Raw genomic sequence first — 17,072 nt, forward strand, 5'->3', positions numbered from 1 at the left:
AGAAAACCTCCAGTGGACGAGAAACCCCACCCACCCTGACCCCAGCCATCCACACGATCAGGTGAATCTTGGGAACGGCAGCCGAACACTGGCCAAAAACCAACAAAGACCCCGACAAACAAGAAAAACCGCAGCTCAAACCACGCGAAGGCGACGACCGCACCGATCCGGCGCCGGGAAGGGGTTCAGGGGACGGCACTGGCGAGATCCGCACGATCCGGCGCCGGGAGGGGGTCCAGGGGGCGGAGCCCTCCTGGCGGGGGTTTGGGGGTCGACCCCCAATGCAATGGCGAGTAGCCCCGGCGAAGCGCAAAGCGCGAGCAGGGGTCGGCCAGCTACGAGCGGACGACGGGATTCGAACCCGCGACCCTCACCTTGGCAAGGTGATGCGCTACCAGCTGCGCTACGTCCGCGTGCCCCGGGTCAACCGGTGCGATGGACAGTCTATACGGGCGCGATTCGCCGGGTTGACGGGGTGGCCATTTTGGGGTGATCTTGGGTGGCTGCGAGGTGTGCGTCGCCCTGTCGGAGGGAACTCGGTCACTCCGGGAGTACAAGGGGTGACGGCGAGCGTTTCGCTCCGTATGGTGTCTCCATTCAACCGAACGGGTTAGTCCCGCGGGGGAGGAGGTGGCTGGCCGCATGACGGACGACGCGGCGGTGCCGGAACAGCGCATGGCATCGGAGGATGAGCAGGCTCTGTTGAGCAGGCTGCGTTCCGGTGAGGATGCCGCGTTCCGCGAGTTGTTCGAGCTGCACGCTTCCGCCGTCCGCAGGCTGGCCCGCAGTCTGGCCGCCGATTCGTCCGAGGCGGAGGACATCACCGCCGAGACGTTCTTCCGCGTGTTGCAGGCGTTGCGCCGCGGGAACGGCCCGAAGGAGCACATCCGCGCGTACTTGCTGACGGTGGCGCGCCGGGTGTCGTGGGAGTGGCACGGCGCGCGCCGCGATGTGCCGGTCACCGACGACGAGCTGACGCACCGCGCGGGGGCGGGCGCCGACGCGCACGCCCGCACCGCGGAGCACAGCTTGATCACCACCGCTTTCACCAGCTTGCCGGAGCGCTGGCGGACCGTGTTGTGGCAGACCGAGGTCGAGGGTGAGCAGCCGGCGGTGGTGGCTCCGCACTTCGGGTTGAGCGCGAACGCGACGGCGGCGCTGGCGCGGCGGGCCCGGCAGGGCCTGCGTGCCGCGTACCTGCAGGCGCACCTGGCGATGAACCGGATTTCCGACGTCAGCTGCCGCGGGGTCATCGAGAAGCTCGGCGGCTACACCGCGGGCAGCGTCACCGGCGCCGAGGCGCGGCGGATCCGCGGTCACCTGCTGGGGTGCGCGTCCTGCCGGGCGATGCACGCGGAGCTGCGGGACGTCTGCTCGTCGCTGCGGGCGCACGCCGGTGCGGTGGCGTTGCTGGTGCCGGCCACCGCCGTCGCCGCGGGCACGGCCGCCAGTGGCGGTGCGACGTCGGGTGTGCTGACCACGTTGAAGACCGTGCTGGTGTCGAAGCTGAAGATCGGCGTGGCGCTGGCGTCGACCACGGCCGCGGGTGTGGTCGGGTTCGCGGTGGGCCCGGCGATGGTCGACGATTCGCAGCCGATCGGCTTGCCCGAGCAGGGCGGGGTCGAGTTGCGGATCGCGGAGCCGGAGTCGCGGCTGAGTTCGCCGCCGCAGGTGCTGATCGCGCCCGACGAGGTGACGCTGCCCTACCCCGGCGCGCCGTTGCCGAGCACGGTCGTGGAGAAGTCGCAGCCGCCCGCGAAGCCGATCGAGCCGGCCGGGCCGCCCGCGCGGCAGCAGCCGCAGACCGACGGTTCGAGCACCGGTGGCGAGCGGTCGGACCAGGTCGAGCCGACGCAGTCGTCGTCCCGCGGCAGTGCGCGCGACGACCTGCCGACCACGGACGCCACGCCGTACGAGAGCGAGGACTCGCCGACCCGGGACAAGCCGGGCAAGGGCTGGGGCCGGGACAAGGACAAGCCGACGCAGGCCGAGTCGCACGGGCCGCCGTCGTGGTCCGCGCCGTGGTGGCTGTGGCGGGACCGGGATCACGGGCACTCCGGCCGGGGGTCATCCGAGTAGTCGATCTCCGTCCGCGTCTCGCGCGGCGGGCCGCGGCCACGCTACGGTTGGACGGGCGAACGACCGTGGCGGGAGGCAGCGAAAGATGAACCGCGTGGTGCGGGGAGGCGACGGCCGCGAGTGGGTCGTCCGGGCGCAGATGGAATGGCGCCGCCCGGCAACCGCCGAGGACTTCGAGCGGGACATCTCCGGCAGCTACACCTCGGGCATCGCGATGCTCGCCGTGTGCGTGCTGCTGGCGGTCATCCTCGTCGCCTGGCTGCCCGACACCGTCGTGGTGCCGCCGTGGGTGATCTACGGCCTGCTGCTGATCGCGGTGTTCTTCCCGCTGCGGTGGGTGCTGAACCGGCCGTGGACGGTCGTCGCGGAGACCGACGGCGGCGTCACCGGCGAGCCGCCGCCCGAGCGCTGGGTCGGGATCATCTCCGGCATGTTCCGCGTGCGCAGCGAGCTGACCAGGCTCGCGAAGACCATCCAGCGGGAGGCGGGCCCGGACTTCGAGGGCCCGCTGCGGCCGATGGAGTAGCGATGCCGGAGTTGCCCGAGGTCGAAGCGCTGGCGTACCACCTGCGTGAGCACGCGGTGGGGCGGCTGGTCAGCCGCGTCGACGTGGCGTCGCTGGCGGTGCTGAAGACGTTCGACCCGCCCTACACCGACCTGCACGGGCGCGAGGTGACGGGGGCGGGCCGGTTCGGCAAGCACCTCGACCTCGACTGCGACGGCCTGCACCTGGTGGTGCACCTGGCGCGCGCCGGCTGGCTGCGGTGGGCGGACAACCTCTCGCCGGCGCCGCCGAAACCGGGCAAGGGCCCGATCGCGCTGCGCGTCCACTTCGGAGACCGCGGATTCGACCTGACCGAGGCGGGCACGAAGAAGGGCCTCGCGGTGTGGGTGGTGCGGGACCCGCAGGAGGTGCCCAGCATCGCCCGGCTCGGCCCGGACGCCCTGTCGCTGCACCGGGATTCGCTGGCCGAGCTGCTGGCAGGGCGGACCGAGCGGCTCAAGTGGGCGCTGACCGACCAGTCGCTGATCGCGGGCATCGGCAACGCCTACTCGGACGAGATCCTGCACGCCGCGCGGCTGTCCCCGTTCGCGACCGCGGGCAAGCTGTCCGACGACGCGCTGGACCGGCTCGCCGAGGCGGTGCACCAGATCCTGACGAGCGCGGTGGAGCGCTCGGTGGGCCAGGACGCGGCTCGCCTCAAGGGCGAGAAGCGGTCCGGCCTCCGGGTGCACGCGCGGACCGGGCTGCCCTGCCCGGTGTGCGGGGACACGGTGCGTGAGGTTTCCTTCGCCGACAAGTCCTTCCAGTACTGCCCGACCTGCCAGACGGGCGGCAAGCCGCTCGCGGACCGTCGCCTGTCGCGCCTGCTCAAGTAGCGCCTCACCCCGCAGGGTGGCGAAGTCAGCACAGAAAGTGCGCTGAAGAGCTTGCACCTTGCGTCACGAGCGCAGAGCATTGACGCCGTGTCCGGTCTGCCGATCTCGCAAATCATCCCGTGGAGCGTGTCGGGTGTGCTGCTGATCGTCCTGATCGTCGTGCTGGCGCGGACCCGCAAGCCGAGCAGCTCGATCGAGGACGCGGTTCTGGAAGCCGTCTACCACATGTCCCGCGCGACACCGGACCTCCGCGAGGGCTTCGACCAGGCCAGCGCCGACCGGATCACCTCGCAGCTGCTCGAACTGCTCAAGTGCGTCGCCGTCGGCATCACCGACAACGAGGGCACCCTGGTGTCCTGGGACGGCGAGGCCAACGACCACTACCTCGACCTCAGCAGCGCCGTGATGATGTCCATCCGCAAGGCCCGTCGTGAGGTCGTCTCGCACGACGACGTCCCGTGCGACCACCGCGGCACCTGCAAGATGAAGACCGCGGTGATCGTGCCGCTGCTCGTCGAGGACGAGGTCGAGGCGGCGCTCATCGTGGTGGGCCGCAGCTCCGGCAAGCGCCTGATCCAGATGGCCGACGCGGTCGCGCAGTTCGTCACCACCCAGTTCGAGCTGGCCCGCTTCGAGGAGTCCAAGCACCAGTTGCAGCAGGCCGAGATCAAGGCGCTGCGCGCGCAGATCTCGCCGCACTTCATCTACAACGCGCTCAACACGATCTCCGCGCTCATCCGGACCGACCCGGAGGAGGCGCGCGAGCTGCTGCAGGAGTTCGCCGACTTCACGCGCTACTCGTTCCGCACCTCCGGCATGTTCACCACGCTCGCCGACGAGCTGCGCAACATCGACCTCTACCTGACGATCGAACGGGCCCGGTTCGGCGGCCGCCTCGAGGTGCGGCTGAAGATCGCGCCCGAGGTGCTGTCGGTCGTGGTGCCGTTCCTGATCATCCAGCCGCTCGTGGAGAACGCGGTGCAGCACGGCCTGGCGAACAAGCCGACCGGCGGCATGGTCACCGTCACCGCCTCCGACTACGGCACCGAGGCGCTGATCAGCGTCGAGGACGACGGCATCGGCATGGACCCGGCGCGGCTGGCCGACCTGCGCAACTCGCACCGCACCGGCGCGCACGTCGGGCTGGGCAACATCAACGCGCGCATGCGGCAGCTGTTCGGCGACGAGTACGCGCTGATGGTCGAGACCGCGCCGGGCGCCGGGATGAAGGTGACGCTGCGGGTGCCGAAGTTCGCGCCCGGCGTGCGCACCGACCTGCCGGACTACGCGGAAGCCCCGCCGGAGCCCGCCCGCAACGGCCGTCTGCACAAACCGGACGGAGTCCGTAACCTGGCGCCATGACCAGCGTGACGGACAGGCTGAGCAGCAGGATTTCGCGCATCGGCGACCGGGGCGACCGCAAGGACGTGGTGGCCGTCGTCAAGCTGCACGGGGTGATCACGCCGACGCCCTCGCCGCTCGCGCGCGGCACCATCAACCTCGCGGCCGTCGAGTCCGCGCTGACCCGCGCGTTCGACCACGACCGGCTCAAGGCGGTCGCGTTGCAGATCAACTCGCCGGGCGGCGCGCCGACCCAGTCCGGGCTGGTCGCGGAGCGGATCCGCCAGCTCGCCGCGAAGAAGCCGGGCGTGCCGGTGATCGCGTTCTGTGAGGACGTCGCGGCCTCCGGCGGTTACTGGCTGGCGTGCGCGGCGGACGAGATCTACGCGCACCGCACGTCGATGGTCGGTTCCATCGGCGTGATCAGCGGCGGGTTCGGGTTCACCGGTCTGCTGGAGCGCTTCGGCATCGAGCGGCGCGTGCACACCGCGGGTGAGAACAAGAAGCGGCTCGACCCGTTCGCCCCGGAGAAGCCGGAGGACGTCGAGTGGCTGAAGAAGATGCACGCACAGTTGCACGAGATGTTCGTGGAGTGGGTGAAGGAACGCCGCGGCGACCGGCTCGCCGACACCGAGGAGCTGTTCACCGGTGACGTCTGGCTCGGCGCGAAGGCCGTCGAGCTGGGCCTGGTCGACGGGATCGGCAACCTGCGGGAGGTCGTCGAGCAGCGCTGGCCGGACGCCGAGATCACGATCGCCGAGCCGAAGAAGCCGCTGCTGGCCCGGCTCGGCATCGGCGCGCCGGCAGCCGCCCAGGCGCTCCTGGACGCGGTCGCACAGCGAGTTGCTTGGTCACGCTACGGGATTTGAAAGCGCTCGCCCGCTCGCGGTATGGACATCACAACCTGCAATAGGCAGGATGCGAGTCACTGTGAGTGCGCAACAAGACACCAGAAGACTGCTCGTCCTCGCGGTGGACGACGAGCCCCACGGGTTGAACCTGCTGGTCGACACGCTGCGGGGCAACCCGCACATCGGTCGCGTGTTCACCGCGGTCGACGCCTCCGAGGCGCTGCGCGTGCTGGCCTCGGAGGACCCGGAGGTGCGTGAGCGCAAGGAGCGGGGCCTGCCGCCGATCGACGCGGTGTTCGCCGACCTCCAGATGCCCGGCCTGTCCGGCATGGAGATGGCGCGCGTGTTCTCCGCGATGAGCCCCGCGCCGGTGCTGGTGTTCGTCACCGGGCACGCGCACGAGGCCGTCAACGCGTTCGACCTGGGCGCGGTGGACTACCTGCTCAAGCCGTGCAACCAGCACCGGCTGGACCGGGCGGTCGAGCGGGTGCTGGAGAAGCTGAAGACGGTGGCCCCGCCAGGGCCGGGCGCGGCCGCGCCCGCCGCGCCGGACGACGACGAGGTGATCCCGGTCGAGCTCGCCGGGACCACGAAGCTCGTGCCGCGCTCGTCGGTGCGCTGGGTCGAGGCGCAGGGCGACTACGCCCGCCTGTTCACCAAGGACGGCAACAGCCACCTGGTCCGCATCCCGCTGACCCAGCTCGAGGAGCGCTGGGAGAAGGCCGGGTTCGTGCGGATCCACCGGTCGTTCCTGGTCGCGTTGAACCTGATCACCGAGCTGCGCATGGGGCAGGGCGGCTACCAGGTCGTGATCGGCAACGAGGAGAAGCTGCTCCCGGTCTCCCGGCGGCACACCCGTGAGCTCAAGGACCGACTCACGGGTGGTCGATGACCGAGGACTTCTACCGTCGGGCCGACGGGGTGCGTGAGCCGGACCCGACGCTGGGCAAGAACTACCAGCCGGCGTCGGTGGAGCCGATCCCGCCCGCGCCGCCGCCCGAGGCGCCGCCGGAGCCGGCGAAACCGCCGAAGCGGCAGCGGGTGGTGCTGGCGGATCCGCGTTCCCGCAAGACGACGCCGACGCTGCGCGCGCGCCTGGAGCTGGAGCAGCAGACCAGCTGGGGCGAGCTGCTGATCCGCGACCTGGTCAAGCACCAGCTGCGCACCGCGCTCGGGTTGAGCGCGCTGGTGCTGGTGCTGCTCGGCGCGCTGCCGCTGGCCTTCTACCTGTGGCCGGGGTTCGCCGCGCTGCGCGTGGTCGGCGTGCCGCTGGCGTGGTTGTTGCTGGGGCTGTTGCCGTTCCCGTTGCTGCTGCTCGCGGGCCTGGCCTACAACCGGCTGGCCGAGCGGCACGAGCGGGACTTCGTGGACATGATCGAGTCGTGACCGGCCCGCGGAGCCGGAGCCGGGGCAGGGGACAATCCGGATCGTGCAGCTGAACCCGTGGGCGCTGAGCGGCATCGCGACCGTCGCCGTGCTGACCTTCTACCTGGGTCACCGCTCGTCCCGGTTCGCCAACACCACGCACGACTTCCTGGTCGCACGCCGCACTGTGCGGTCGCGCCGCAACGCCGCCGCCATTTCCGGTGAGTACCTCTCCGCCGCGTCGTTCCTCGGCATCGCCGGGATCATCCTCAAGGACGGCGCCGACGGGTTGTGGTTCCCGATCGGCTTCACCGCCGGCTACCTGGCGCTGATGCTGTTCGTCGCCGCGCCGCTGCGCCGCTCGGGCGCCTACACGCTGCCGGACTTCCTGGAGGCGCGGCTGGAGTCGGTCGCGCTGCGCCGGTGCGGCACCGCGTTCGTGGTGTTCATCGGGATCCTCTACCTGGTCCCGCAGCTGCAGGGCGCCGGGCTGGCGCTGACGACGGTGCTGAACGTGCCGGGCTGGGTCGGCGCGGTGACGGTCACCGTGCTGGTCGGTGTGAACGTGATGGCCGGCGGCATGCGCGCGATCACCGTGGTGCAGGCGTTCCAGTACTGGCTGAAGCTGTTCGCGATCGCGCTGCCCGCGTTCGTGCTGTGCGCGGTGTTCCTGGCAGGCGGCAAGCCGGGGCCAGCCGGTTCGCTGGGGTCGCCCGCGCCGCCGGTGTTCGCCGCGCAGACCACTGTGGACATCCGCACCGACGTCGCCTTCGAGGTCGGCACGCTGACGCAGGTCGTGATCGAGCACCCGGGCGACCCGGCGCCGCACGACGAGATCTGGGTGCAGGGCTCGACGCAGGAGCTGCCGCAGGGCACCCGCGTGTGGTTCGCGGCCGGCACCCCGGTCCCGACGGTGAGCGACGCGGAGGTCACCAACTCCGACTGGCTGCACCCCGGCTCCGAGGGCGTGCGGGACCTGCTGCAGACGTATTCGCTGATCTTCGCGACGTTCCTCGGCACGATGGGCCTGCCGCACGTGCTGGTCCGCTTCTACACCAACCCGGACGGCCGGGCGGCGCGCCGGACCACGGTGCACGTCCTGTTGCTGCTCGGGCTGTTCTACCTGTTCCCGACGATCCTCGGGGCGCTGTCCCGGATGTACGTGCCGGAGCTGCTGGTGACGGGCCAGACGGACGCCGCGGTGCTGCGGCTGCCGTCGGCGATGGTGCCGGGGGTGGCCGGGCAGGTGCTGGGGGCGGTCGTGCTGGCCGGGGCGTTCGCGGCGTTCCTGTCCACGTCGTCGGGGTTGCTGGTGAGCCTGGCGGGTGTGGTGTCGACGGACCTGTCGAAGGGCCGGGTGCTGGACTTCCGGATCGCCGCGGGTGTGGTCGCGCTGGTGCCGCTGGCGCTGGCGCTGCTCCTGCGGCCGAACGACCTGTCGCTGAGCGTCGGGATGTCGTTCGCGCTGGCCGCGTCGACGTTCTCGCCGTTGCTGCTGCTCGGCGTGTGGTGGCGCGGCCTGACCTGGCCGGGCGCGATGGCGGGCATGATCATCGGCGGCGGGCTGGTGCTCGGTGCGCTGGTGGTGGACCTGGTCAGCCGGTTCACCGGGGGCTGGGCGCCGTGGTTCGCCGACCAGCCCGCGTTGATCACGGTGCCGGTGGCGTTCGCGGTGACGATCCTGGTCAGCCTGGCGACGCCGAACGGCAAGCCGGCCGACGTGAACGCCGTGATGCTGCGGCTGCACGCCCCGGACCGGCTCGGGTTCATGCGCGATCGGGCGGTCGCGCGGTTCGGGCAGGCCGAAGAGCGTACCCGGATGGGACGCGGCCGACACCGCAAGTGACCCCGGTTCTCACCCGGGCGACTTTCACTCCATTGGCGGTTTCGTTTACCGTCGGTTGACATTTCGGCAAATCTTGCCCGTTTGGTGATTCGCGAAATGGACATTCCTACGTCTAACCGGCGTAAGATCGTCAACTCTCCGTAAGATCATTCACTCGAAAGGATTAACAACAAGACTCACGTTTCGCGGCAAGATCTACCCGCATCACACGACCGGAAGAGGTTGAGACCATGCACAGGGAGGTTGTCCCGTGAGCACCAGCGACCAGGACCTCGTCGACGAGACGGGTCCGGGTGACAACTGGCAGAAGGTGCAGGCGAGCCCCGAGTTCGCCGAGCTCCGCAAGAGGTTGCGGACCTTCGTCTTCCCGATGACCGTCCTCTTCCTCGTCTGGTACCTCGTCTACGTCCTGCTCGCCGACTACGCCCACGGCTTCATGTCGACGAAGCTGATCGGCAACTTCAACGTCGGCCTGCTCATCGGCCTGCTGCAGTTCGTGTCGACGTTCCTCATCACCGGGCTCTACGTGCGGTACGCGAACCGCAAGCTGGACCCGATCGCCGACAAGATCCGCGGTGAGATCGAAGGAGACGCGCAGTGAGGAACCTGGCGCAGGGCGTCGAAGGCAGCAACCCGACGCTGAACATCATCATCTTCGCGATCTTCGTCGCGATCACCCTCGTGATCGTGTTCCGCGCCAGCCGCAACACGAAGACCGCCTCCGACTACTACGCGGCGGGCCGCTCGTTCACCGGTCCGCAGAACGGCATCGCGATCTCGGGCGACTACCTGTCCGCGGCGTCGTTCCTCGGCATCGCGGGCGCGATCGCGGTCAACGGCTACGACGGGTTCCTCTACTCCATCGGGTTCCTCGTCGCGTGGCTGGTCGCGCTGCTCCTGGTCGCCGAGCTGCTGCGCAACACCGGCAAGTTCACGCTCGGCGACGTGGTCGCGTTCCGGATGCGGCAGCGGCCGATCCGCGCCGCGGCGGCGGTGTCCACCCTCGCGGTGTCGTTCTTCTACCTGCTCGCGCAGATGGCGGGTGCCGGCGGCCTGGTCAACCTGCTCCTCGGCATCAAGAGCGACTGGGGCCAGAACGCCGTCATCGCCATCGTCGGCATCCTGATGATCGTCTACGTGCTCATCGGCGGCATGAAGGGCACCACCTGGGTCCAGATCATCAAGGCCGTCCTGCTCATCCTCGGCGCGCTGGCGATGACGCTGTGGGTGCTGGGCAAGTTCGGCTTCAACCTGTCGAACCTGCTGCAGGGTGCGGTCGAACGCGGCGGCGCGACCGGTGACGCCCTGCTCAACCCGGGCAAGCAGTACGGCAAGACCGAGACCAGCAAGCTGGACTTCCTGTCGCTGGGCATCGCGCTGGTGCTGGGCACCGCGGGCCTGCCGCACGTGCTGATGCGCTTCTACACGGTGCCCACCGCGAAGGACGCGCGGAAGTCGGTCGTCTGGGCCATCGTGCTGATCGGCATCTTCTACCTGTTCACCCTGGTGCTGGGCTACGGCGCCGGTGCGCTGGTGGGCCCGCAGGCGATCAACTCGGCGCCGGGCACGACCAACTCGGCGGCGCCGCTGCTCGCGCTCGAACTGGGCGGTCCGATCCTGCTCGGGTTCATCGCCGCGGTCGCCTTCGCGACGATCCTCGCGGTGGTGGCCGGCCTGACGATCACCGCGTCGGCGTCGTTCGCGCACGACGTCTACGCCAACGTGATCAAGAAGGGCCAGGTCGACAGCAAGGCGGCCGAGGTGCGGGTCGCCCGCATCACCGCGGTCGTGATCGGCGCGCTGGCCATCGTCGGCGGCATCCTCGCGAAGAACCAGAACGTGGCCTTCCTGGTCGCGCTGGCCTTCGCGGTGGCGGCCTCGGCGAACCTGCCGACCCTGCTGTACTCGCTGTTCTGGAAGCGGTTCAACACTCAGGGCGCGCTGTGGAGCATGTACGGCGGCCTGCTCGTCTGCATCGTGCTGATCGTCTTCTCGCCTGCGGTCTCCGGCGGGTCGAAGCCGATGATCAAGGGTGTGGACTTCCACTGGTTCCCGCTGGAGAACCCGGGCCTGGTGTCCATCCCGGTGTCGTTCCTGCTGGGCTTCCTCGGCACGGTGCTGTCGAAGGAGCGCAACGAGAAGAAGTACGCCGAGATGGAGGTGCGTGCGCTGACCGGCGCACACGCCGAGAAGGCCACCGCGCACTGACCTGACGGACGGCGGAAAGGGCCACTCCCGCGACGGGGGTGGCCCTTTTTCGGGCTCACGTGCAGTTGATGGGTGCGCGTGCCAGTATGTGAACGTGCAACCAGGTGACATTCCGACCGCGTCCGTCTCCGAACTGCCCGCGGACGGGCTGGTGTTGCTGGACGTGCGCGAACAGGACGAGTGGGACGCCGGCCACGCCCCCGGCGCGGTCCACATCCCGCTCGGCGAGCTGCCCGCGCGCACCGACGAACTGGCCCAGCTGCCCGACGACCAGCCGCTCTACGTGGTGTGCCGCACCGGCGGCCGCTCCGCGCGGGCCGCGGCGTGGCTCAACGCGAGCGGCTGGGACGCGATCAACGTGGCGGGCGGCATGAAGTCCTGGGAGACCGAGGGCCGCCCGGTCGTCGGCGAGCACGACGGCCCGCCCGAGGTCCTGTAGGTCCCATGCACCCGACCCCGAGGCCGTACCGCCCGCGACCGCGTGTCAGCTGGGTGGCGAACCCTCCACCGGGTGCGATCCGTCCCCGGCCGGCGCGCCCGGCCGAGCGCTACGACGGCCCGCCGTCGTACCACGTGCCGCCGCGCTGGGGTTTCCCGCACCTGGCCTGGCGGGTGCCGACGGCGGTGCCCGGCACCCCGTCCGGCTATCCGAGCCCGGTCGAGCGCGTGCGGGTGCTGCACCGCAATGCCGTGACGATCCTGTGGTTCCTCGCCGGGCTGGCCGCGGTCGCGGCGGGTGCCGAGTTCTGGCGCTACGGGCTGCTCGTGATGAGCCGGTCGACGGCCCTGCACGCGGCGACCGTGGCGTTCTCCGACGCGCTGGAGATCATCGCGTCGCTGCTGACCGTGGTGTTCGGGCTGATCGCCGTCGCCGCGACGCTGTGGTGGCTGCTGGTCGCTCGCAGTGCCGCCGCGGAGGCCGCCGGACAGGAACCGGCCCGCTCGACGCGCGAGGTCGTCGCCGGGGTGCTGGTGCCGGGGGTGAACCTGGTGATGGCGGGCTCCATCCTCGCCGAGCTGGAGCACCTGGTGCTGGGCCGCGAGCCGGACCGCCGCCCCCGCCCGTCGCGGCTGGTGCTGGCCTGGTGGGCGGCCTGGGTGGTCAACGAGGTGCTGATGGTGCTGGTCATCGGGTGGCGCTTCAAGGACGGCGTGCAGGCGATGGCCGACGGCGTGCTGCTGACCGGCCTGCTGAACACCTCGGCCGCCGTGCTGGCCGGGTTGACCGCGGTGCTGGTGTACCGCCTGACGACGCTGCTGGCGCCGGTCCGCACCGACCGGCTGCGCCCACTGCAGGTGCGGTCCGTGAAGGGCGCCCCGGCGCCGGAGCTGCGCACGGCACGCCCCACCGGCGCGGCGCGCTGATCTGGGCTGCCGCTCCGCAGGACGAGCGCCGCCCCTCGCGCGGATCCCGGGACCGGCCGCGAAAGCGCGGCTCGCTAGACCGTCACCGGCAGGTTCTTCAGCCCCCGGATCACGAACTCCGGTCGGCGCTCCGGCTCACCCGCCAGGCGCAGGCCCGGCAACCGCTTGGTCAGCGCGACCAGCGCCGCCGCGATTTCGATTCGTGCGAGTGGCGCGCCGATGCAGTAGTGGATCCCCGCGCCGAAACCCAGGTGCGTGCCGTCGCTGCGGGCGACGTCCAGCGTGTCCGGCTCGGCGAACACCTCCGGGTCCCGCGCGGCCGCGCCGAGCAGCGCGGCGATCTTCTCGCCCTTCGCCACCCGGAAGCCCGCGATCTCCACGTCCTCGGTCGCCGTGCGCTCGAACAGCTGCAGCGGCGAGTCGAAGCGGATCAGCTCCTCCACCGCGGCCGGCATCAGGCCCGGGTCGTCCACAAGACGCTGCCACTGGTCCGGGTGCCGCAGCAGGGCCCAGACCCCGTTGCCGATCACGTTGACCGTCGCCTCGTGGCCGGCCATCAGCAGCAGCACCGCGGTGGCCACCACCTCGTCCTCGGTGAGCTCGGCCCTCAACAAATCCGTGATCAGGTCCTCGCCCGGCTCCCGGCGGCGCCGCTCGGCCAGCTCGCGCAGGAACTCGACGAACTCGGTCGCCGCCCGCTCGGCCGCCACCCGGCCCTCCTCGGGCAGCCCGTACTCGTACATCTTCACGATCGCGTTCGACCACGGCACCAGTCGCGGCCGGTCGGCCTCCGGCACGTCCAGCAGCTCGGAGATCACCGCGACCGGCAGCGGCTGCGCGAGCGCGTCCAGCAGGTCGGCCGACCCCGCATCGGCGATCCCGGCCACCAGCTCGTCCGCCAGTCGCATCACCGTCGGCCGCAACCGCTCGACGTGCCCGCGCCCGAACGCCGACGAGATCGACCGGCGCAACCGCGTGTGCACCGGCGGCTCGTTCTCCAGCAGCGAGTTGCGGTGCAGCAGGTTGAACGACACGAACTGCTCGGCCGGGCTCGCGTCGGTCCAGATCCGGCCCAGCCCGCGGTGCCGCAGCACCGCCGACGCCGCCGCGTGGGACACCGCGATCGCCAGGCCCAGCCCGTCGTGCTGGTGCACCGGCGCCTGCGCGCGCAGGCGGGCGAACTCCGGGTACGGGTCGGCGAGGAAGGCGGGGTCACGGGGATCGAACACGACCCGAGCCTAATCCCCCGATCCGGCGGGCCGTGCCTGGTTCGGTAGCGTCTGCGGCCTGTAGTCCGAGGAGGCGAGATGGGCAAGGGCGCGCGCAAGCGGGGTCCGAAGAAGGACAAGGCACCGAAGGTCCGCGAAGTGTTCGTGGGGCAGCCGTTCGAGGGGCTGGCCGCCGAGCCGGAGCTGATCGCGCTGCGCGAGTTCGTGCCGTCGGCCACCGCGCCGCTGTCCCTTGTGGACGCGGGCGAGCGGAAGATCACGCTGGCGACCGTGCTGCCGATGGCCGCGGCCGCGTTCGTGCGCACCGACGGCGAGGTGTTCGTCGGGCTCCAGGTGCAGACCCGCTCCAGCGACGTGAGCCGCGACCTGGGCCGCGCGATCCGCTGGGCGCTGACGGCCGAGCCGGGCGACGTGCTGCCGGTGCCGGACACCACGAGCCCGCCCGCCGATGGCGAGCGCCTGCAGGACCTGCTGGTGGCCGACGCCGAGCTGGACGTCACCCTGCACTCGAACTTCGACTGGTGGCTGCCCGAGGACACCGACCCCAGCGGCGAGGTCAAGGTGTCGCTGGAGCGGGCCAACGAGGCGATCATGCCGACCGAGCGCCTTGGCACCGGCTCGTACTGGGTACTGGCCGGCGAGAAGGCGCACCTGCGCTGGGTCCGGCCGGAGCCGGAGGGTCGCCTGATGCAAGCGCTTGCGCGCCTGTCCGCGGCCGGTGAGCTGTCGCTCGGCGAGGGCTCCCGCTACGCCGGGTCGTTCCGCGCGCACGGCCTGCTGGTGCCGGTGTGGGACCTGGACCCCGAGGCGCACGCCCGCGAGTGGGCCGAGCCTGCCGAGCAGCTGGGCGCCCGCCTGGAGGAGGCCCTGAAGTCGGTCGACGCCGAGCCGCTGACCGCCGCCGAGCGCCGTGCGCGCGACGGCCTGGTCGGCAGGCAGCTGACGCTCCGCTAGTGATCCTGCACCTCTGCGCGGCCGCGGAGTGGACGGGCGCGGACTACCGCGCCCCGTCCCTGGACACCGTCGGCTTCATCCACTGCTCCGACCCGGGCACGGTGGCGATCCCGGCGAACGCGCTCTACCGCGGCCGCACGGACCTGGTGCTGCTGGAGATCGACCCGGCGCGGCTGGATGTCCCGCTGCGCTGGGAGGCCGGCGACCCGCCGCATCCCGACGGCATCCTGTTCCCGCACGTCTACGGCCCGATCCGCGCCGAAGCCGTGGTGGCCGTGCACCCCTTCCCGCCGAACGCGGACGGCGCCTTCGAGCTGCCCGCGCGCCTCGCGCAACGAGACCCACGCTGAGGCGTCCACCTCAGAGCGCGCCGGACAACCTGAGGGGGCCGTCATGCGTGGACTCGGCGAAGGGGTAAGACACACGGTCGAGGGAGGCGATACGGTGACCTCGGCCGCGTCGGCCATCGCCTGGGGAGGCGGCCGCGCGGCGGGGAGGGGGTCAGCGGTGAGCGAGGAGCTGGCGGACTTCGGAGAGTTCGTCCAGGCGAGCCTGCCCGGGCTGCTCCGATACGGCCACGCGCTCACCGGCAACCCGCACGACGCAGCCGACCTGGTGCAGACCGTGCTGGAGAAGATCGGCTCCCGCTGGACCCACGTGCAACGCAAGACGGCCGACCCGCTGGCCTACGTGCGCCGTGCGATGGCCAACGCGCACATCAGCCGCTGGCGGCGCCTGAAGCGGGAGAGCCTGGTCGCCGACCTGCCCGAGCAGCGCACCGCCGAACCGGTGGACCCGTTCGAGCACGAGCCGCTGTGGCAGGCCCTGCGCGAGCTGCCGCCGCGCCAGCGCGCGGTGATCGTGCTCCGCTACTACGAGGGCCTGTCCGAGGCCGAGATCGCCGCGTCACTCGGCGTCAGCGCCGGCACGGTCAAGAGCCAGGCCAGCAAGGCGATCGCGACGCTGCGGACCAAGATCGGTTCGATCTCCGGAGGGAGGGACGACTGGTGAACCCCGACGACGAGCTCGGCGACGAGCTGCGGCGGTTGTTCGACGACGACCGGCTGGCGATCACGCCCGCGCCGGGCGCCGAGAGCGCCATCGTCCGCGGCGCCCGCCGTCGCCGTCGCCGCCGCACCGCCGTCGCCGCCTCCGGGGGTGTCCTCACCGCCGCCCTGCTCGTCACCGCCGGTCTCGTCGCCGAGCGCCACGACCCCGGCGTCCACCAGGCCGCCCAGCCCACGACCACCGCCCCCACGACGACCTCGGAAGCGCCCGGGCCGGTCGTGGTGCCGCCGTCGTTCTCCGAACTGCCCACCCAGCCGCCCGCGCCGTCGTCGACCACCACGGTCCTGCCCGCGCCGCCGCCGGCCGGCACGTCCACGCCTGCGCCGTCGAGCAGCAGCCGCACGACCGTGCGCCCCGAGCCCGCGGCGGTGGTGCTCGGCCCCACCGGCTACGGACCGTTGCGGCTGGGGATGACCTTCGACGAGGCCAAGGCGACCGGGCTGCTCGCCGACGCCGGTACGGCGCCTGCCGAATGCACCACCTACCGGCTCACCGAAGGCACGGCGAACGTCGCGTCGGTGACGATTTCGCCGACCGGGGGAGTGGTGGTCTTCACCGCGACCGGCGCGCGTACTCCGGAAAAGGTGGGCACCGGTTCCACGGTGACCGAACTGAGGAATGCCTATCCTGATCTAACGGCCGGTGCGGGGAATTACAGCGCCGCCGCCGGGTCGGGCGCCAACTACACGTTCTACGTCGATTCCGCGGAAACCGTCGTGCACTGGGAACTGGTCGCCCCGCCCGGCTGCTGACGCGAAAGAGCCCGGGCCGAAGCCCGGGCTCTCGTGCGCTCCGCGGTATGGCGGTGTCCTACAGGGCGCCACCGGCGACCGGCGGCATGTCGGGGGCGCCGTCGTCGCCGACGGACTCGCGGGCCAGCCAGGTCTCCACCTCGAACATGTTGCCGTTGGCGCGCTTGACCACGTTGACCAGTGTGGACATCTGCGACACCTCCTCGACCTGCTCCTTGAGGAACCACTGGAGGAACTGCTCGCCCTGGTAGTCGTCCTCGGCGCGGGCGGCCTTCATCAGGGTGCGGAAGTCGGCCGTGACCTCCTTCTCCTGCTCCAGCGCGAGCTCGACCAGTTCGAGCGGCTCCGCGAAGTCGTTGCGGACCTCGCCGGTGGGCGGGATGTCCACGTGGTGATCGGTGTCGATCAGGTACTGCACGATCGCCAGCGCGTGGTTCCGCTCCTCCACCGCCTGGCGGTAGAAGTGCTTGGCCAGCTGGGGCAGGTCCGCGTTGTCGAACCAGACCGCCAGCGCCACGTACTGCTGGGAAGCGTGGAACTCGTTCTGCACCTGCTGCTGCAGGAGCTCGTAGAACTTGGAGCGCGGTTCTTTCTTCAGCATCGCCATGACTCAAGAATAGGCCATTTTGCTGAT

Annotated in this window: 18 protein-coding genes and 1 tRNA gene; 16 read left to right on the forward strand and 3 right to left on the reverse strand. The window is 71.0% G+C overall.

Annotated features, from left to right (window positions below; genetic code table 11):
- Positions 1-340 precede the first annotated feature (340 nt).
- Positions 341-413, reverse strand: a tRNA-Gly gene (locus L2C96_RS21295).
- 229 nt (positions 414-642) lie between these two features.
- Between L2C96_RS21295 and L2C96_RS21300 the strand changes: the two genes are divergently transcribed.
- The 12 genes from L2C96_RS21300 to L2C96_RS21355 all read left to right on the forward strand — a co-directional run bounded on the left by L2C96_RS21300 (position 643) and on the right by L2C96_RS21355 (position 12,435).
- The gene (locus L2C96_RS21300) at positions 643-2,079 is read left to right on the forward strand and encodes a sigma-70 family RNA polymerase sigma factor (protein ID WP_237337472.1); all 1,437 of its coding nucleotides are present in this window, start codon (positions 643-645) and stop codon (positions 2,077-2,079) included.
- Between the two features lie 85 nt (positions 2,080-2,164).
- Positions 2,165-2,605 carry a hypothetical protein gene (locus L2C96_RS21305; RefSeq protein ID WP_020416361.1) on the forward strand — a complete coding sequence of 147 codons (441 nt, stop codon included), beginning with the start codon at positions 2,165-2,167 and terminating at the stop codon, positions 2,603-2,605.
- A 2-nt stretch (positions 2,606-2,607) separates the two neighbouring features.
- On the forward strand, positions 2,608-3,459 hold the full coding sequence (locus L2C96_RS21310; RefSeq protein WP_020416362.1) for an Fpg/Nei family DNA glycosylase: 852 nt from the start codon (positions 2,608-2,610) through the stop codon (positions 3,457-3,459).
- 78 nt (positions 3,460-3,537) lie between these two features.
- Positions 3,538-4,821 carry a sensor histidine kinase gene (locus L2C96_RS21315; protein ID WP_237337529.1) on the forward strand — a complete coding sequence of 428 codons (1,284 nt, stop codon included), beginning with the start codon at positions 3,538-3,540 and terminating at the stop codon, positions 4,819-4,821.
- A complete protein-coding gene (locus L2C96_RS21320) occupies positions 4,818-5,669 on the forward strand; it encodes a S49 family peptidase (RefSeq protein WP_020416364.1) in 852 nt (283 codons plus the stop codon). Before L2C96_RS21315 ends, L2C96_RS21320 begins: the two co-directional genes overlap by 4 nt.
- A 49-nt stretch (positions 5,670-5,718) precedes the next feature.
- On the forward strand, positions 5,719-6,543 hold the full coding sequence (locus L2C96_RS21325) for a LytR/AlgR family response regulator transcription factor (protein WP_051079479.1): 825 nt from the start codon (positions 5,719-5,721) through the stop codon (positions 6,541-6,543).
- Positions 6,540-7,037, forward strand: coding sequence for a hypothetical protein (locus L2C96_RS21330; RefSeq protein ID WP_237337473.1), 498 nt, complete (start codon positions 6,540-6,542; stop codon positions 7,035-7,037). Before L2C96_RS21325 ends, L2C96_RS21330 begins: the two co-directional genes overlap by 4 nt.
- A 43-nt stretch (positions 7,038-7,080) precedes the next feature.
- Positions 7,081-8,862, forward strand: a complete 1,782-nt coding sequence (locus L2C96_RS21335; RefSeq protein WP_237337474.1) for a sodium/solute symporter — start codon at positions 7,081-7,083, stop codon at positions 8,860-8,862.
- 250 nt (positions 8,863-9,112) lie between these two features.
- Positions 9,113-9,463: a DUF485 domain-containing protein gene (locus L2C96_RS21340; RefSeq protein ID WP_020416367.1), complete on the forward strand. Its 351-nt coding sequence runs from the start codon at positions 9,113-9,115 to the stop codon at positions 9,461-9,463.
- Positions 9,460-11,070 carry a monocarboxylic acid transporter gene (locus tag L2C96_RS21345; RefSeq protein ID WP_237337475.1) on the forward strand — a complete coding sequence of 537 codons (1,611 nt, stop codon included), beginning with the start codon at positions 9,460-9,462 and terminating at the stop codon, positions 11,068-11,070. The genes L2C96_RS21340 and L2C96_RS21345 overlap by 4 nt, the downstream gene beginning before the upstream one ends.
- Before the next feature lie 88 nt (positions 11,071-11,158).
- Complete coding sequence (locus L2C96_RS21350; RefSeq protein WP_020416369.1) at positions 11,159-11,509, forward strand: rhodanese-like domain-containing protein; 351 nt, start codon at positions 11,159-11,161, stop codon at positions 11,507-11,509.
- 53 nt (positions 11,510-11,562) lie between these two features.
- Complete coding sequence (locus L2C96_RS21355) at positions 11,563-12,435, forward strand: DUF4328 domain-containing protein (protein WP_237337476.1); 873 nt, start codon at positions 11,563-11,565, stop codon at positions 12,433-12,435.
- A 74-nt stretch (positions 12,436-12,509) separates the two neighbouring features.
- Here L2C96_RS21355 and L2C96_RS21360 read toward each other — a convergent pair whose 3' ends face one another.
- On the reverse strand, positions 12,510-13,664 hold the full coding sequence (locus L2C96_RS21360; protein ID WP_237337477.1) for a cytochrome P450: 1,155 nt from the start codon (positions 13,662-13,664) through the stop codon (positions 12,510-12,512).
- A gap of 78 nt (positions 13,665-13,742) precedes the next feature.
- Here L2C96_RS21360 and L2C96_RS21365 point away from each other — a divergent pair, with 78 nt between their 5' ends.
- The 4 genes from L2C96_RS21365 (at position 13,743) to L2C96_RS21380 (ending at position 16,438) form a co-directional block, all read left to right on the forward strand.
- Positions 13,743-14,618 carry a DUF5926 family protein gene (locus tag L2C96_RS21365; protein ID WP_237337478.1) on the forward strand — a complete coding sequence of 292 codons (876 nt, stop codon included), beginning with the start codon at positions 13,743-13,745 and terminating at the stop codon, positions 14,616-14,618.
- Positions 14,618-14,968: a DUF952 domain-containing protein gene (locus L2C96_RS21370; protein ID WP_237337479.1), complete on the forward strand. Its 351-nt coding sequence runs from the start codon at positions 14,618-14,620 to the stop codon at positions 14,966-14,968. The genes L2C96_RS21365 and L2C96_RS21370 overlap by 1 nt, the downstream gene beginning before the upstream one ends.
- A gap of 157 nt (positions 14,969-15,125) precedes the next feature.
- A complete protein-coding gene (locus L2C96_RS21375; RefSeq protein ID WP_020416374.1) occupies positions 15,126-15,629 on the forward strand; it encodes a SigE family RNA polymerase sigma factor in 504 nt (167 codons plus the stop codon).
- Positions 15,626-16,438, forward strand: coding sequence for a hypothetical protein (locus tag L2C96_RS21380; protein WP_237337480.1), 813 nt, complete (start codon positions 15,626-15,628; stop codon positions 16,436-16,438). Before L2C96_RS21375 ends, L2C96_RS21380 begins: the two co-directional genes overlap by 4 nt.
- 58 nt (positions 16,439-16,496) lie before the next feature.
- Here L2C96_RS21380 and L2C96_RS21385 read toward each other — a convergent pair whose 3' ends face one another.
- Positions 16,497-17,045 carry a ferritin gene (locus L2C96_RS21385; RefSeq protein ID WP_272883006.1) on the reverse strand — a complete coding sequence of 183 codons (549 nt, stop codon included), beginning with the start codon at positions 17,043-17,045 and terminating at the stop codon, positions 16,497-16,499.
- Between the last annotated feature and the right edge of the window lie 27 nt (positions 17,046-17,072).

The organism is Amycolatopsis tucumanensis (assembly GCF_021654135.1).
Classification (GTDB): Bacteria; Actinomycetota; Actinomycetes; order Mycobacteriales; family Pseudonocardiaceae; genus Amycolatopsis_E; species Amycolatopsis_E tucumanensis.

Excerpts from the sequence above, each read along its gene's own strand:
- L2C96_RS21300 (WP_237337472.1), top strand. The coding sequence starts at position 643 with ATGACGGACGACGCGGCGGTGCCGGAACAGCGCATGGCATCGGAGGAT.
- L2C96_RS21305 (WP_020416361.1), top strand. The coding sequence starts at position 2,165 with ATGAACCGCGTGGTGCGGGGAGGCGACGGCCGCGAGTGGGTCGTCCGG.
- L2C96_RS21310 (WP_020416362.1), top strand. The coding sequence starts at position 2,608 with ATGCCGGAGTTGCCCGAGGTCGAAGCGCTGGCGTACCACCTGCGTGAG.
- L2C96_RS21320 (WP_020416364.1), top strand. The coding sequence starts at position 4,818 with ATGACCAGCGTGACGGACAGGCTGAGCAGCAGGATTTCGCGCATCGGC.
- L2C96_RS21325 (WP_051079479.1), top strand. The coding sequence starts at position 5,719 with ATGCGAGTCACTGTGAGTGCGCAACAAGACACCAGAAGACTGCTCGTC.
- L2C96_RS21330 (WP_237337473.1), top strand. The coding sequence starts at position 6,540 with ATGACCGAGGACTTCTACCGTCGGGCCGACGGGGTGCGTGAGCCGGAC.
- L2C96_RS21365 (WP_237337478.1), top strand. The coding sequence starts at position 13,743 with ATGGGCAAGGGCGCGCGCAAGCGGGGTCCGAAGAAGGACAAGGCACCG.
- L2C96_RS21385 (WP_272883006.1), bottom strand. The coding sequence starts at position 17,045 with ATGGCGATGCTGAAGAAAGAACCGCGCTCCAAGTTCTACGAGCTCCTG.